15 protein-coding genes are annotated in these 14098 nt (G+C 65.6%); 8 read left to right on the forward strand and 7 right to left on the reverse strand.

The window, feature by feature from the left end:
• Nucleotides 1-25 precede the first annotated feature (25 nt).
• The gene (locus tag B6K69_RS11265; protein WP_108643846.1) at nt 26-622 is read left to right on the forward strand and encodes a GNAT family N-acetyltransferase; all 597 of its coding nucleotides are present in this window, start codon (nt 26-28) and stop codon (nt 620-622) included.
• Nucleotides 623-628: 6 nt separating this feature from the next.
• Here B6K69_RS11265 and B6K69_RS11270 read toward each other — a convergent pair whose 3' ends face one another.
• Nucleotides 629-1657: a hypothetical protein gene (locus B6K69_RS11270; protein WP_108643847.1), complete on the reverse strand. Its 1029-nt coding sequence runs from the start codon at nt 1655-1657 to the stop codon at nt 629-631.
• 5 nt (nt 1658-1662) lie between these two features.
• Entirely contained in the window at nt 1663-2133 is a 471-nt protein-coding gene (gene greA / locus B6K69_RS11275; protein ID WP_164681944.1) for a transcription elongation factor GreA, read from the reverse strand.
• 256 nt (nt 2134-2389) lie between these two features.
• Here greA and B6K69_RS11280 point away from each other — a divergent pair, with 256 nt between their 5' ends.
• Nucleotides 2390-4039: an electron transfer flavoprotein-ubiquinone oxidoreductase gene (locus tag B6K69_RS11280; protein ID WP_108643848.1), complete on the forward strand. Its 1650-nt coding sequence runs from the start codon at nt 2390-2392 to the stop codon at nt 4037-4039.
• An 89-nt stretch (nt 4040-4128) separates the two neighbouring features.
• Here B6K69_RS11280 and B6K69_RS11285 read toward each other — a convergent pair whose 3' ends face one another.
• Nucleotides 4129-4944, reverse strand: coding sequence for an LOG family protein (locus tag B6K69_RS11285; RefSeq protein WP_107671587.1), 816 nt, complete (start codon nt 4942-4944; stop codon nt 4129-4131).
• A 156-nt stretch (nt 4945-5100) separates the two neighbouring features.
• Here B6K69_RS11285 and dapD point away from each other — a divergent pair, with 156 nt between their 5' ends.
• From dapD to B6K69_RS11305, 4 genes are read left to right on the forward strand one after another with little or no spacing between them, the layout of a single operon-like run.
• Nucleotides 5101-5925: a 2,3,4,5-tetrahydropyridine-2,6-dicarboxylate N-succinyltransferase gene (gene dapD, locus B6K69_RS11290; protein WP_108643849.1), complete on the forward strand. Its 825-nt coding sequence runs from the start codon at nt 5101-5103 to the stop codon at nt 5923-5925.
• Between the two features lie 49 nt (nt 5926-5974).
• Nucleotides 5975-6316 carry a hypothetical protein gene (locus tag B6K69_RS11295; protein ID WP_108643850.1) on the forward strand — a complete coding sequence of 114 codons (342 nt, stop codon included), beginning with the start codon at nt 5975-5977 and terminating at the stop codon, nt 6314-6316.
• A gap of 13 nt (nt 6317-6329) precedes the next feature.
• Complete coding sequence (gene dapE / locus B6K69_RS11300) at nt 6330-7475, forward strand: succinyl-diaminopimelate desuccinylase (protein WP_108643851.1); 1146 nt, start codon at nt 6330-6332, stop codon at nt 7473-7475.
• Nucleotides 7472-7891, forward strand: coding sequence for a GNAT family N-acetyltransferase (locus B6K69_RS11305; RefSeq protein ID WP_108643852.1), 420 nt, complete (start codon nt 7472-7474; stop codon nt 7889-7891). The genes dapE and B6K69_RS11305 overlap by 4 nt, the downstream gene beginning before the upstream one ends.
• A gap of 50 nt (nt 7892-7941) precedes the next feature.
• On the opposite strand, the gene B6K69_RS11310 is transcribed toward B6K69_RS11305, so the two are convergent.
• Nucleotides 7942-9174, reverse strand: a complete 1233-nt coding sequence (locus tag B6K69_RS11310; RefSeq protein WP_108643853.1) for a lytic murein transglycosylase — start codon at nt 9172-9174, stop codon at nt 7942-7944.
• Nucleotides 9171-11408 carry a ribonuclease R gene (gene rnr / locus B6K69_RS11315; RefSeq protein ID WP_108643854.1) on the reverse strand — a complete coding sequence of 746 codons (2238 nt, stop codon included), beginning with the start codon at nt 11406-11408 and terminating at the stop codon, nt 9171-9173. The genes B6K69_RS11310 and rnr overlap by 4 nt, the downstream gene beginning before the upstream one ends.
• Between rnr and B6K69_RS11320 the strand changes: the two genes are divergently transcribed.
• Nucleotides 11407-11997 (forward strand): c-type cytochrome, encoded by a 591-nt coding sequence (locus B6K69_RS11320; protein WP_164681945.1) that lies wholly within the window; start codon nt 11407-11409, stop codon nt 11995-11997. The two genes, rnr and B6K69_RS11320, sit on opposite strands and share 2 nt — an antisense overlap.
• A 62-nt stretch (nt 11998-12059) precedes the next feature.
• Here the strand turns inward: B6K69_RS11320 and B6K69_RS11325 are convergent, their stop codons facing one another.
• Nucleotides 12060-12353, reverse strand: coding sequence for an I78 family peptidase inhibitor (locus tag B6K69_RS11325; RefSeq protein WP_228156715.1), 294 nt, complete (start codon nt 12351-12353; stop codon nt 12060-12062).
• Between the two features lie 125 nt (nt 12354-12478).
• Entirely contained in the window at nt 12479-12802 is a 324-nt protein-coding gene (locus B6K69_RS11330) for an I78 family peptidase inhibitor (protein WP_107671579.1), read from the reverse strand.
• 80 nt (nt 12803-12882) lie between these two features.
• Between B6K69_RS11330 and B6K69_RS11335 the strand changes: the two genes are divergently transcribed.
• Nucleotides 12883-14013, forward strand: a complete 1131-nt coding sequence (locus tag B6K69_RS11335) for an S-(hydroxymethyl)glutathione dehydrogenase/class III alcohol dehydrogenase (protein ID WP_108643855.1) — start codon at nt 12883-12885, stop codon at nt 14011-14013.
• The last annotated feature ends 85 nt before the right edge of the window (nt 14014-14098 follow it).

Consider the following 14098-nt stretch of genomic DNA (forward strand, 5'->3'; position numbering starts at 1 on the left):
GCCGTTGCCGCGGAAAGGGGGGCTCATGGTCAGCATCCGCAAGGGCCTGCCCGCCGCGCAGCACCCCGCCGCTGCCCGCCTGTACTGGGAGGCGTTCGGGGCAAAGCTGGGCACCGTCATGGGCCCGGACGACCGGGCGCTGGCCTATCTTGCCCGCGTCATCCGGGCAGACCACTGTTTCACCGCGCAGTCCGCAGATGGCACCCTTCTGGGCATCGCCGGCTTCAAGTCGCCGCTGGGCAGCTTTGCCGGCGGCGGCCCCGCCGATCTGCGGGTGATCTATGGCCGCTTCGGGGCCTATTGGCGCAGCCTTGTGCTTGAGGCGCTGCTGGATGACGTGGACAACCGGCGCTTCCTGATCGACGGCATCGCCGTCACCCATGCTGCCCGCGGGCAGGGCATCGGCACCGCCCTTGTCGCCGCGCTTTGCGCCGAGGGCCGCGCCCGTGGCTACCCCGAGATCCGGCTTGAGGTGATCGACAGCAACTGGCGGGCAAGGGCGCTGTACAAACGACTGGGCTTCGTCGCCACGCACACCGTCCGTCTGGGCCTGCTGCGGCCATTTTTCGGCTTTACCGCCGCCATCACCATGGTCCGCCCGCTGACCGAGGCGGACGCCTGACGGTCTTCAGTCGAAGACGCCTGCAACCCGGCCGAACAGCATGAAGGCACGGGCGGTGCGGGTATCGGCCAGATCGGCCAGTTCCGCATCGCTGGCGGTGCTTTCAAACATCTGGAACACCTTGTCGAAGGTGCGCAGGAAATGGTGCGCCGCATCGCGGAACACCGCGTCTTCGCGCATCCGCGCCGCCGTCAGCGCCAGCGAAGCGCGGTCGCGGATCCCGCCCACCGCGGCAATCGTCCGGCCGCGTTCGCCTGCCGCAAAGCGCCGCCACAGATCGGGCCGCGCCATTTCGGGCTTGAGGTCATCCATATAGATGCCCTCCTGGCTGAGCAGCGTCAGCACGTCCTGCGCCGCGCGGATCAGCCGGGCGACTGTCCGGTCCTCAAGGGCAAGCCGCAGCGCGCGGAAGCCTTCCTTGTCTTCCGGCGTTTCGGGGAACTGCAGCGCCCGGATGAAATCGGCCACGCTGAGCGGCGGGCGCATCTCGTCGGCCGGGGTTCCCAGCGCCAGGCCGGGCTGTTCGGCCTCAAGATCGGGTTTCGGTGGCGCCAGCGCGGCCTTGCGGTCGGCTGACGGCACCGACAGGCTGCTGTCGCGCCGCGTGCTGAAGGTTGCCAGGACGGTGCCGGTTTCCTTGGTCAACGCGGCAATCTCATCCAGCCGCTTTTCCACCGAGGGCTTGATCGCAGCCGCCTGCACCTGCGCCTGGGTCTGCACATAGCTGGCCCGCATCGCATCAACCGCGGCCTGCAACCGGGCCGCTTCCGCGCGCAGGTCACGCAGCGATCGCAGCGTGATCACGGCCACCCAGATCAGCGCCAGCGGCAGGAAAACGATCAGCAGGGTCATGGCCAGGCCCAGCGTCTGCACGTCGGTGCCGGGGGGCGAAATCAGAAGATAGGCCAGAACCGCAACGACCCAGACCACACTCAGCAGCCCGCCGATCACCTCGGTTGATCGCCTTGATCCGCCCGTTTCCGGCTTTGCGGCCAGACCAAGCAGATCGGGGGGCAATTCCGGGGGGCGGGCCATGGCGATCAGATGAACCTGACCGACAGCACTTCATAGCTGCGGGTGCCGCCCGGGGTGACGACATCGACGCTGTCGCCTTCCTCCTTGCCGATCAGCGCCCGCGCCAGAGGCGAGCGCACGTTCAGCAGCCCCGCCTCGATCTTGGCCTCAACCTCACCGACGATCTGGTAGGTCTTTTCCTCGCCACTGTCTTCATCGGCAAGGGTCACCGTCGCGCCGAACTTGACCGCGCCCGACAGCTTGGTCGGGTCAATCACCTCGGCCAGCGAGATCACGGCCTCCAGCTCCTTGATGCGGCCTTCGATGAAGCCCTGTTTTTCGCGGGCGGCATGGTATTCGGCATTTTCCGAAAGGTCGCCATGCGCCCGGGCTTCGGCGATGTCCTTGATGATCGCGGGGCGGTCGACGGATTTCAACTGCCGCAGTTCTTCATCCAGCGCATCGAAGCCGCGCCGCGTCATCGGGATCTTTTCCATCGGTCTACCGTTCCGGTCAAAATAAGAAGCCACGGGCCGGTTTCCCGGTCCATGACCCCCTGTCTACATCCTTGCCAAGACACCCGAACCCCTGGGGAATTGCAAGCAGAATGGCGGGCGCTGTGCGCAATCTGTCGCCGCCGGGCAATAAGATTTCGTTTGCAGCCCCGATAATCATTGTGCTGTTGCGTCACGGTTGACCTTGCCTGGGCCATGGGGCAACACAAGCCGTCCAGTGCGAAGAGAAGGAATCCGTATGTCCGTGATTGTGCGCGAGTCGATGGACTACGACGTTGTAATCGTGGGCGCGGGGCCGTCCGGCCTGGCATCCGCCATCAGGATCAAGCAACTCGACCCCGATCTCAGCGTGCTGCTGCTGGAAAAAGGCTCGGAAGTCGGTGCGCATATCTTGTCTGGCGCCATTCTTGACCCCGTTGGCCTGAACGCGCTGCTGCCCGACTGGAAAGAGATGGGCGCTCCGATCAAGACTCCGGTGAAATCCGACAGTTTCGTCGTACTTGGCCCGGCCGGAAAGATGCGCATCCCGAACTGGCCGATGCCGCCGCTGATGTCGAACCATGGCAACTACATCGTGTCCATGGCGAACGTCTGCCGCTGGCTGGCACAGGTGGCCGAAGGTCTGGGGGTCGAGATTTTCTCGGGTATGGCCGCTTCGGAACTGGTGTTCGACGGGGACCGCGTGGCCGGTGTGGTGGCCGGCGAATTCGGCCGTGATCCCGAAACCGGCGAACCTGGCCCCGCCTACGAACCCGGCATGGAACTGCGCGGCAAGTATGTTTTCCTGTGCGAAGGCGTGCGCGGGTCGCTCGCCAAGCAGGTGATCGCGAAATACGACCTGTCCAAAGGCAAGTGCCCGCAGAAGTTCGGGCTGGGCATGAAGGAAATCTGGGAGATTGATCCCGAGAAGCACCGCGAAGGCACGGTCACCCACACCATGGGTTGGCCGCTGGGCGGCAACGCGGGCGGCGGATCGTTCATCTACCACCTGGAAAACAACCAGATCGCCATCGGCCTTGTGGTTCACCTGAACTACGAGAACCCCTATCTCTACCCCTACATGGAATTCCAGCGTTTCAAGCATCACCCGCTGGTGGCTGATCTGCTGAAAGGCGGCAAGCGCATCGCCTATGGCGCGCGCGCCATTTCCGAAGGCGGCTGGCAGTCCATTCCCAAGATGGTGGCGCCGGGTGTCGCTTTGCTGGGCTGCACCGCCGGTCTGGTGAACGTGCCGCGCATCAAGGGCAACCACAACGCCATGCTGTCGGGTATCGCCGCCGCCGAAGCTGCCGTCGCGGCGATCAAGGCCGGTCGTTCGGGCGATGAACTGGCCGATTATGAAACCACGGTCCGCACCGGCGCCATCGGCAAGGATCTGAAGAAGGTCCGCAACGTCAAACCGCTGTGGTCGCATTACGGACTGACCGCCAGCTTGCTGGGCGGCGGTCTGGACATGTGGCTGAACACCTTTGGCCTGACGGCATTCGGCACGCTGCGCCACAAGAAATCGGACGCGCAGCACACCGGCAAGGCCAAGGACTTCAAGCCGATCGACTATCCCAAGCCCGATGGCGTGCTGTCCTTTGACCGGCTGACGAATGTGGCCTACAGCTTCACCAACCACGATGAAGCCCAGCCCGCCCACCTGCGGCTGACCGATCCCACCATCCCGATCCGCGTCAACCTGCCGGAATACGCGGAACCCGCGCAGCGCTATTGCCCGGCCGGCGTGTATGAGGTGATTTCGGAAGAGGGCAAGGAGCCGCGGTTCCAGATCAACTTCCAGAACTGCGTGCACTGCAAGACCTGCGACATCAAGGATCCGTCGCAGAACATTACCTGGACCACGCCGCAAGGCGGCGGTGGGCCGAACTATCCGAACATGTGACGCAAGGCCCAAGGGCCTCAAAGTTTGAACTCTACGCGGCCAAGCCCCTGAAAAGGCTTGGCCCGTTTCGTTTCAGCGGGCGGCAGCCCTCACTCCCAGGTGTCGATGGCTTCCAGCGCCTCTTCGGCGGTCTCGACCATGCGGAACAGCTCCAGATCGCTGCGGGCAATCACCCCGGCCTCGGCCAGCCGGTTCCAGTCAACCACGCTTTCCCACCAGTCGCAGCCGAACAGCACCACCGGAATCCGCTTCATCCGTTTGGTCTGGATCAGGGTCAGGCTTTCGAACAGTTCGTCCATCGTGCCAAAGCCGCCGGGGAAGACGCAGATCGCCGCCGCCCGCATCAGGAAATGCATCTTGCGGATCGCGAAATAGTGGAAGTTGAACGACAGGTCCGGCGTGACATAGCTGTTCGGGGCCTGCTCGTGCGGCAGCACGATGTTCAGCCCGACCGATTGCCCGCCCGCATCGACCGCGCCGCGATTGCCCGCCTCCATCACGCCCGGCCCGCCGCCGGTGACGACCACCCAGTTCTTGCCGTAGGATTCCAGCGACCGCTCGGTCAGCATCTGCGCCAGCTTTCGCGCCTCATCATAATAGCGCGACAGTTCGGCCAGCTCGGGCGTTGTCGCCTTTTCCGCGTTCTCAGGCGCCGGAATACGCGCGCCGCCGAACAGCACCACGGTCGAGGTGATGCCCTTCTCATCCATGATGAGCTGCGGCTTCATCAGTTCAAGCTGCAGGCGCACCGCGCGCATCTCATCGCGCATCAGGAAATCGCGGTCGGCAAAGGCCAGCCGGTAGGATGCCGCCCGCGTCTGCGGCGTATCGGGAATGCGGTTCGCCGCCTCGATGTCCTGCCGGCTGTAGCGGAACGGGTGGCTGCGGGGGGTATCCTCGGGCATGTCGGCTGTCTTTCACTCTTGAACCGGGAAATCCCCCGGACCGAACCGCCAATCTAGGCCCGACCGGCGCGCTTGGCCAGACTTGCCGCCTGTGGCCGCGTTGCGCTTGGCACCTGCAGCCGCTAGAACCGACGACAACCAGCAGGAGGCTTGCACATGTCATTTGCCGCGATGGAAACCGCCATCGAAGCCGCGTGGGACGCCCGCGACAGCATCACCCCCGCGACCCGCGGCGAAACCCGCGACGCGATCGAGGCGACGCTGGCCGCGTTGGGGGCCGGCACGCTGCGGGTGGCGGAAAAACGCGGCGCCGACTGGCATGTGAACCAATGGGCGAAGAAGGCGGTCCTTCTGGGGTTCCGTCTGCAAGACATGGGCCTACAATCCGGCGGCCCGCAGGGCAGCAACTGGTGGGACAAGGTGGACAGCAAGTTCCACGGCTGGGGTGAGGCCGAGTTCCGCGCCGCCGGCTTCCGCGCCGTGCCGAACTGCATCGTCCGCAAGTCGGCCCATATCGCCAAGGGCGTGGTGCTGATGCCCAGTTTCGTGAACCTGGGCGCCTATGTCGATGAGGGCACCATGGTCGACACCTGGGCCACCGTGGGAAGCTGCGCCCAGATCGGCAAGAACGTGCACCTGTCCGGCGGTGTCGGGATCGGGGGCGTGCTGGAACCCATGCAGGCCGGCCCCACCATCATCGAGGACAACTGCTTCATCGGGGCCCGCTCCGAAGTGGTGGAAGGCTGCATCGTGCGTGAGGGCAGCGTTCTGGGCATGGGCGTCTTCATCGGCAAATCGACCAAGATCGTCGACCGTGAAACCGGCGATGTCATGTATGGCGAGGTTCCGGCCGGTTCGGTGGTGGTGGCCGGTTCGATGCCGTCGAAGAACGGCATCAACCTGTATTGCGCCGTGATCGTGAAGAAGGTCGATGCGCAGACCCGCTCCAAGACCTCGATCAACGAACTGCTGCGCGACTGACCGGGCAGGGCGCCTCGCCGCCCGGCCAGACCAGCAAAGGGAACCTGCGATGACCACGCCCGAAACCCCGGACAAGCCCAAGCGCCCGCAGCAGGTGTATACCCTGATCATCGAGGTGGGCCGCAAGACCGGCGACGGTCTGCCCGACAAGGCCAAGGGCGCGGCGCTGATGTGCTATGCCAGTGGCGTGGATGAGGCCGAGGCCGTTCGTGAAACCGTCGCCATCCTGAAAGAGGCCGACCTGGCCCCGCTTGAGGTGCAGGGCCTGGGCACGCTGGACGAACGCCGCAAGGCGGGCGAGGAGATCGACGCCGAGGAAGAAGCGCTCATGGACCGGGCCCTTCAGGAAAACTCGGTCATTGTTGCCCAGATGACCCCCTTCTTTGACTGAAAGCCAATCCGCCATGACACCCGTCGATCCCGTTGACCTGACCGCCCGCCTGATTCGCTGCCCCTCGGTCACCCCTGTCGAAGGTGGCGCGCTGGTGCTGCTGGAAGACCTGCTTTCGCAGGCCGGCTTTGCCTGCACCCGGGTTGACCGCAACGGCGTGCCCAACCTGTTTGCCCGCTGGGGTAACCGGGGCGCCAACCGCAGCTTCGGCTTCAACGGCCATACCGATGTGGTTCCGGTGGGCGATGCTGCTGCCTGGACGCAAGACCCGTTCGGCGCCGCCGTGGTGGACGGCTGGATGTATGGCCGCGGCGCGACCGACATGAAATCGGGTGTGGCGGCCTTTGTCGCGGCGGCTTTGGATTTCGTGCGCGACACCCCGCCCGACGGCGCGGTGATCATCACCGTGACCGGCGATGAAGAGGGCGATTCGGTTGACGGCACGACCGCGCTGCTGGACTGGATGGCCGCGAACGGCGAACGCATGACGCATTGCCTGGTGGGCGAACCCACCTGCCCGGAGCGTATGGGCGACATGATGAAGATCGGGCGCCGTGGCAGCCTGACAGCCTGGTTCACCGCGCAAGGCGTGCAGGGCCACAGCGCCTATCCGCACCGGGCAAAGAACCCGATGAGCGCGCTGGTCCGGCTGATGTCGCGGCTGGAAGCCGCGCCGCTGGATCAGGGGTCAGACCATTTCGATGCCTCGACCCTGGCCATCACCACCATCGACTGTGGCAACCCGGCCACCAACGTCATCCCGGCGCGCGGCACCGCCACGGTGAACATCCGCTTCAACGACCTGCACTCGGGTGCTTCGCTGACAGACTGGATGCAGGGCCATGCTGCGGCGGTGGAGGCCGAGACCGGCGTGCAGATCACGATGCGCGTGTCGATTTCGGGCGAAAGTTTCCTGACGCCGCCGGGCGAGTTTTCGGAACTGGTGAAACGCTCGGTACAGGCCGAGACCGGCGTCGCACCGGCCTATTCCACCAGCGGCGGCACCTCGGACGCGCGCTTCGTGAAAAGCCATTGCCCGGTGGTTGAGTTCGGGCTGGTCGGCAAGACCATGCACCAGGTCGATGAACGGGTCGAGGTGGCGCAGATCGGCCAGCTCAAGGCGATCTACAGCCGCATCCTGCGCGACTATTTCGCATGATACAGATCGCCCCCACCCTTGATGTCGCCACCTGCCGCGCCTTGCGGCGCACAGTGTTCATCGAAGAGCAGGGCGTCAGCGAGGCCGATGAGGTGGACGATCTGGACGATGTGGCGATCCACCTGCTGGCACGGGTGGTGGGCGAGCCGGTCGGAACCGCGCGTCTGCTGGTGCAGGGCGAGACCGGCAAGATCGGCCGTGTCTGTGTTCTGGCGCAGGCGCGCGGCACTGGCCTTGGCGCCGCCCTGATCCGCGCCGCGCTGGACGAATTGCGTCGCCAGCCCGGCGTGGTAAAGGCCAGGCTCGGCGCGCAGACCCACGCCCTTGGCTTCTACGAACGGCTGGGCTTCACCGCCACGGGGCCCGAATACATGGATGCGGGCATCCCGCACCGCGACATGGTGCTGGTGCTCTGATCCGCGCCGTCGCAAGCGGAGGTTTCATACCCCCGCACCCCCGTGCCCGGTCAGCCACCGCGCAGCGCAGCCAGCACATCGGGGCTGGGATATCCGTCGGGCACATCGCCACGGGCTTTTTGCCAGGACTTCACCGCCGCAATCGTCTTGGGCCCCACCCGGCCATCGACGCCGCCGGTATCCAGCCCCTGCGCGACCAGCAGCGCCTGCAGTTCCTTGCGCTCGTCCAACGTCAGCGCGCGCCACTGGCGTGGCCAGGCGGCGGCAATGGGTGGGCCCCCCTGCAACCGATCGGACAGGTGACCGATGCCGATGACATAGGCGTCAGCCAGATTGTATTTCTCGATCACCTGAAAATTCGGGAAGATCAGGAAGGCCGGGCCGGTATGTCCGGCGGGCAGCAGGATGCTGGCCTGCGGGCCGGCAGGCAGATCGCCCCCTGCCATCGGCCGAACCCCCATCGCCTGCCAGTCGGTCACCGGCTTCTTCACCCGCTCGGTCGTCTGGTCATAGTCGAAATCCGGCGGCAGCCGCACCTCCAGCCCCCAGGGTTGGCCCCTGGTCCAGCCCCAGTGCGCAAGATAGTTCGCCGTCGAGGCCAGCGCGTCGGCGGGATCATCGCCCCAGATGTCGCGGCGACCGTCACCGTTGAAGTCCACCGCGAATTCAGCCCAGCTTGACGGCATGAACTGGGTATGTCCCATCGCGCCGGCCCAACTGCCAACCAGGGCGTCGGGCTGGACATGGCCGTCCTCCAGAATCTTCAATGCCTGGATCAACTGTCCTTCGAAAAAGGCGGCGCGGCGGCCGTCATAGGCCAGCGTCGCCAGCGCGCTGATCGTGTCGGTGTTGCCGCGATAGGTGCCATAGGCCGACTCCAGCCCCCAGATCGCCGCGACCACCTCTTTCTCGACACCGTATTGCGCCTCGATCCGGTCGAGCAGCGCGGCGTTTGCGGCCAATGCCTTCTGCCCGAGTGTCACCCGGTCTTCCGACACCGCGACATCCAGATAGTCCCAGATCGTCTTGGTGAATTCGCTTTGCTTGCGGTCACGCGCCACCACGTCGGGCAGATAGGTCGCGCCGCGCAGGCTGCGGTCATAGACCGCCGCCGGAACCCCGGCCTCAAGCGCGCGGGGGCGGAACGCCGTTACCCATTGCCGGAAACCGGCTTCCGATCCGTCCGTGCGCCCTTCGCCCAAGATCGTGCCCTCCGGGTCTTCGATGGTTTGCGCGCTGGCCGGCACGGCCGCCAGCAGCAGCGCCAGCGCGGCCGCTCTCACTTGCGCCTCCGCACCACGCGGCGCTTGACCTCGGCCTTGGCGGCGCCGCGCCGGGGTGGCTTGCCCCGCGAGCCGCTGCGGCCACCGGGCAGAGCGCGGTCTTCGATTTCCAGCAGTTCCAGCATCAGCCCGCCGGTCACAGGCACGGCCTCGGACAGCCGCACGGTGACACGCTGGCCGATGCCGATGGTCAGCCCGGTATCGGCGCCCATCAGGGTCTGGCTGTTCTGGTCATAGTGGAAGAATTCGCGTCCGACGCTGCGGATCGGCACCAGCCCGTCCGCCCCGGTTTCATCCAGCTTCACGAACAGCCCGAACCGCTGCACGCCCGACACCCGGCCCGAGAAGGTGCTGCCGACGCGGTCGGACAGATAGGCGGCAAGGTAGCGGTCCACCGTATCGCGTTCCGCCGCCATGCTGCGGCGTTCGGCATCGGAAATCAGCTTGGCCGTTTCATCCAGATTCTCGATGTCCCAGGCCGACAATCCATCGTCCCCCGCCTTCAGCCCGCGCACCAGCGCGCGATGGACGATCAGGTCGGAATAGCGCCGGATCGGGCTGGTGAAATGCGCATAGTTGCGCAGCGCCAGCCCGAAATGGCCCAGATTCTCGGCGTTGTAATAGGCCTGGGTCATGCTACGCAGCGTGCTGATGTTCATCAGCTCGTCAAACTCGCTGTCCTGCGCCTGCGCCAGAAGACGGTTCAGATGCGCGGTCTTCAGCACTTGCCCCTTGGCCAGGGTAAAGCCCGACGCCTCGGCCACTTCGCGCAGCGCATCCAGCTTGTCGGGGCTGGGTTCTTCGTGGACGCGATAGAGGAAGGGCTGTTTCAGGCGTTGCAGATCCTCGGCGGCGGCGACATTGGCCAGCACCATGAATTCCTCGATCAGCCGGTGCGCATCGACCCGCTCCTTGAAGGCCACCGACAGCACCTTGCCTTCGTCCGACAGCACGATCTGCCGTTCGGGCAGATCCAGCTCCAGCGGCTGGCGCAGGCCGCGGGCCAGTTTCAGGCTGGCATAGGCGGCGTAAAGCGGTTTCAGCACCGTCTCCAGCAGGGGGGCGGTCTTTTCGTCCGGCTCGCCATCCACGGCGCGCTGCACCTGGACGTATTCCAGCGATCCTTTCGACCGCATCAGCCCGCGCAGGAAGCGGTGGCTCAGCTTGTGGCCCTGCGCGTCGATCCGCATCCGCACGGCCAGACAGGGCCGGTCAACATGTTCGTGCAGGCTGCACAGGTCGCCCGACAGCACGTCGGGCAGCATCGGCACCACGCGGTCGGGGAAATAGGTGGAATTGCCACGCCGCCGCGCCTCGCGGTCCAGTGCGCCGCCGGGGCGGACGTAATGCGCCACATCGGCGATGGCCACCCACAGCACATGGCCGCCGGGGTTGCCGGGCTCGGTGTCGGGCAGGGCCAGCACCGCATCGTCGCGGTCGCGCGCATCGGCGGGGTCGATGGTCACCAGCATCAGATCGCGCAGGTCTTCGCGATGGTCCATCGTGACGGGGCGCGGAGTGTCGGCCTCGGCAATGGCGGCATCGGGGAACTGGTCGGGGATGCCATGCTGGTGAATGGCGATCAGCGACACCGCGCGTGGTCCACTCGGGTCGCCCAGCCGTTCCACGATGCGTGCCTGCGGCAGGCCCAGCCGGCGGTTGCCCACCGCCTCGGCCTCGACCAGCTCGCCATCGCGGGCGCCCATGTCGCTGTCGGCGGCCACACGCCATTCCTTGTCCTGCCCCTTGTCGATGGGCACGATCCGGCCGCCTTCGCTGCCCTTGCGGAACACCCCCAGCAGTTTCAGCGGATTCGACCCGATCCGCCGGATAAGACGTGCCTCCCAGACGTAATCGTCCAGGTCCACCCTGGTCAGCCGGCCCAGGAAACGGTCGCCCTCGGCCAGTGCCGGGTCGCCCTTTTTCGGAATGATCAGGATGCGCCCGACATCGGTGTCGACGCCATCTTCCATCGGTTCGGCGAACAGGTCGCCCGCGGCATCGGGCTTCAGCACCCGCAGCAGCGCCACCGGCGGCAGGTCGCCCTTGGGGCGGAACCGGCGGGCGGCCTTGGTGACGGTGCCCTCGGCCTCAAGCTCATGCAGCAGGCGGCGCAGCTCGGACCGCATGTCGCCCTTCAACCCGAAGGCCTTGGCGATGTCGCGCTTTGAGGTCAGGCCGGGGTTTTCGGCGATCCACTGGCGGATCTGGTCTTTCGAGGGAAGCTGGGTCATGCGTCAGCCCTATCATGCCGGCCCCGACGCGCAAACCGGCCTTTGTGTTTCACGGCACTGTGAAGCGGGGGATGCAAATCCGTTTTCTGAAATTCGGAATTACATGCTCTACTTTCCATACAGTGCCAGCCAGGGAGCCAGACCGATGAAGTTTGCCAGACTTGCCATAGTTGCCGCCCTGATCGGCGCCGGAGGGGCCGCTGTTCAGGCCGACCCGACCGATCCCAACGCGATTTTGCGCGCCAATGTGATGAAGGACATTGGGGGCGCGATGAAGGTTCTGGGCGACATGGCCGGTGGCAAGACCGCCTATGATGCCGCCGCGGCCGAAGCGGCCAAGGCCAAGCTGGTGGCTGATGCCGCCGCCATTCCCGAAGCGTTCAAGACCGAAGGCGCCGCCGACCCCGAGTCGGAGGCCAAGCCCGAAATCTGGACCGGCTGGGACGATTTCCTGAAAAAGGCCGGCGCTCTGGAAGCGGCGGCCGGGGCGGCCGATGTCGGTTCGGTTGACGCGATCAAGGCTTCAATGGGCGCATTGGGGGGGGCTTGCAAGGATTGCCATACCACCTATCGCACCATGAAGATGTAACGGTGTGACCAAGCGTTTCGGTCAGGGGGCCCCCGGTTCTGCCGGGGGCCTTTCTTATCGCGTCAGCCGCAGGTCAGACGGGTGATCTTGCCCGCGCCGTCCAGTTCCACGTTCAGTCGGGTGGCGTTGTAATCCATCGTCACCGCCATGCCCGGTTCGATCACCCGCACCGGCCCCTTGAACGTCATCGAGGCCAGCACACTGCGGTATTGCCCGACCAGCCCTTGCAGGCCTTCGGCGCCGCAGGTCTGTTCTGCCGGAATCGGGGTGCCGGGCTGTTCAATCACGCAGGCGGCCAGCGCCAGCGGCGCCAACGCGGCCATGGTCAACAGGAAACGTGGGGCAACAGGGGGCATCGCAAGTCCTCCATCATTCGGGCCGCTGCTCGGGTCGGCCGACGGGCAAAGCATCCCGCCTTGGCCGCCCGCCGTCCAGTCAGGCCCGCGTGACCGGCAGGTTCCTGCCGCCCCCTTCCGTTGCTTCAGCCGCAGGTCAGCAGGCGGACGGTGCCGCGGCGGTCCACATGCAGGTTGATCCGGGCCGAGCGGTATTCTTCCTGATCGACCACCTCATCCTGCGCGATGATCCGCACCGGTCCGGGCGCGCCCGAGGTATCAAGCATGGCCACCGGCTGGCCCACCCAGGCCTGCAACGTGCTGGCCTTGCAGGTGTCGGGCTCACGCTCGTTGAAGCCGCTGGTCACATCGGCGGGCGGAACCCAGTCATCGACCGGAACCGCAGGTTCGGGATTGGTCATGGTGCAGGCCGTGGCGGCCAGGAACAGCAGGGGAAGGAATCGGCGCATCTTGTCTTGCTTTCCGCGTTGCGTTTGGCGGGAACTTGGCACAGCCTTGGGGTCCGCGAAAAGAGGGAAGGAGAGCACCCATGCGCACCCGTGCCGCCGTGGCCATTCAGGCCGGAAAACCGCTTGAGGTGATGGAAGTCAACCTTGAAGGCCCGAAAGAGGGCGAGGTTCTGGTTGAAATCAAGGCCACCGGCATCTGCCACACCGACGAATTCACCCTTTCGGGCGCTGATCCCGAAGGCGCCTTCCCGGCGATTCTGGGCCATGAAGGCGCGGGCGTGGTGGTCGAGGTGGGGCCGGGCGTGAAGTCGCTGAAGCCGGGCGACCATGTGATTCCGCTTTACACGCCCGAATGTCGGCAATGCCCGTCCTGCCTGTCGCAGAAGACGAACCTCTGCACGGCGATCCGCGACACGCAAGGCAAGGGCCTGATGCCCGATGGCACCAGCCGGTTCAGCATGTTGGATGGCACACCGATCCTGCACTACATGGGCTGCTCGACCTTCGCCAATCACACGGTTCTGCCCGAAATCGCGCTGGCGAAGATTCGCCCCGACGCGCCCTTCGACAAGGTTTGCTACATCGGTTGCGGCGTCACCACCGGCATCGGTGCGGTGATCAACACCGCCAAGGTGGAAATCGGCGCCAAGGCCGTGGTTTTCGGTCTGGGTGGCATCGGGCTGAACGTGATCCAGGGCCTGCGGCTGGCGGGCGCCGACATGATCATCGGGGTGGACATCAACAACGACAAGAAGGCCTGGGGCGAACGCTTCGGCATGACCCATTTCGTGAACCCTAAAGAGATTGACGGCCCGGTCGTGCAGCACATCGTCAACATGACGAAAACGCCTTTCGACAAGATCGGCGGCGCCGACTACAGCTTTGATTGCACCGGCAATGTGAAGGTGATGCGCGACGCGCTGGAATGCACCCACCGCGGCTGGGGCCAGTCGATCATCATCGGTGTCGCCCCCGCCGGGGCCACCATCGAGACGCGGCCCTTCCAGCTTGTCACCGGCCGGGTCTGGAAAGGCACCGCCTTTGGGGGCGCGCGGGGCCGGACCGATGTGCCACAGATCGTGGACTGGTACATGGACGGCAAGATCGAGATCGACCCGATGATCACCCACACGCTGAAGCTGGAAGACATCAACAAGGGCTTCGATCTGATGCACTCGGGGGAATCGATCCGGTCGGTGGTGATTTACTGACAGGGGCCGCCGGGGGGTTGTCTGCCCCCCGCGCGGCCTTCGGTCTCCCCCCGAGGATATTCTGGGACAGATGAATGAGGCAGGG

It is taken from the genome of Pseudogemmobacter blasticus (assembly GCF_003071405.1).
GTDB classification, from domain to species: Bacteria; Pseudomonadota; Alphaproteobacteria; order Rhodobacterales; family Rhodobacteraceae; genus Pseudogemmobacter; species Pseudogemmobacter blasticus.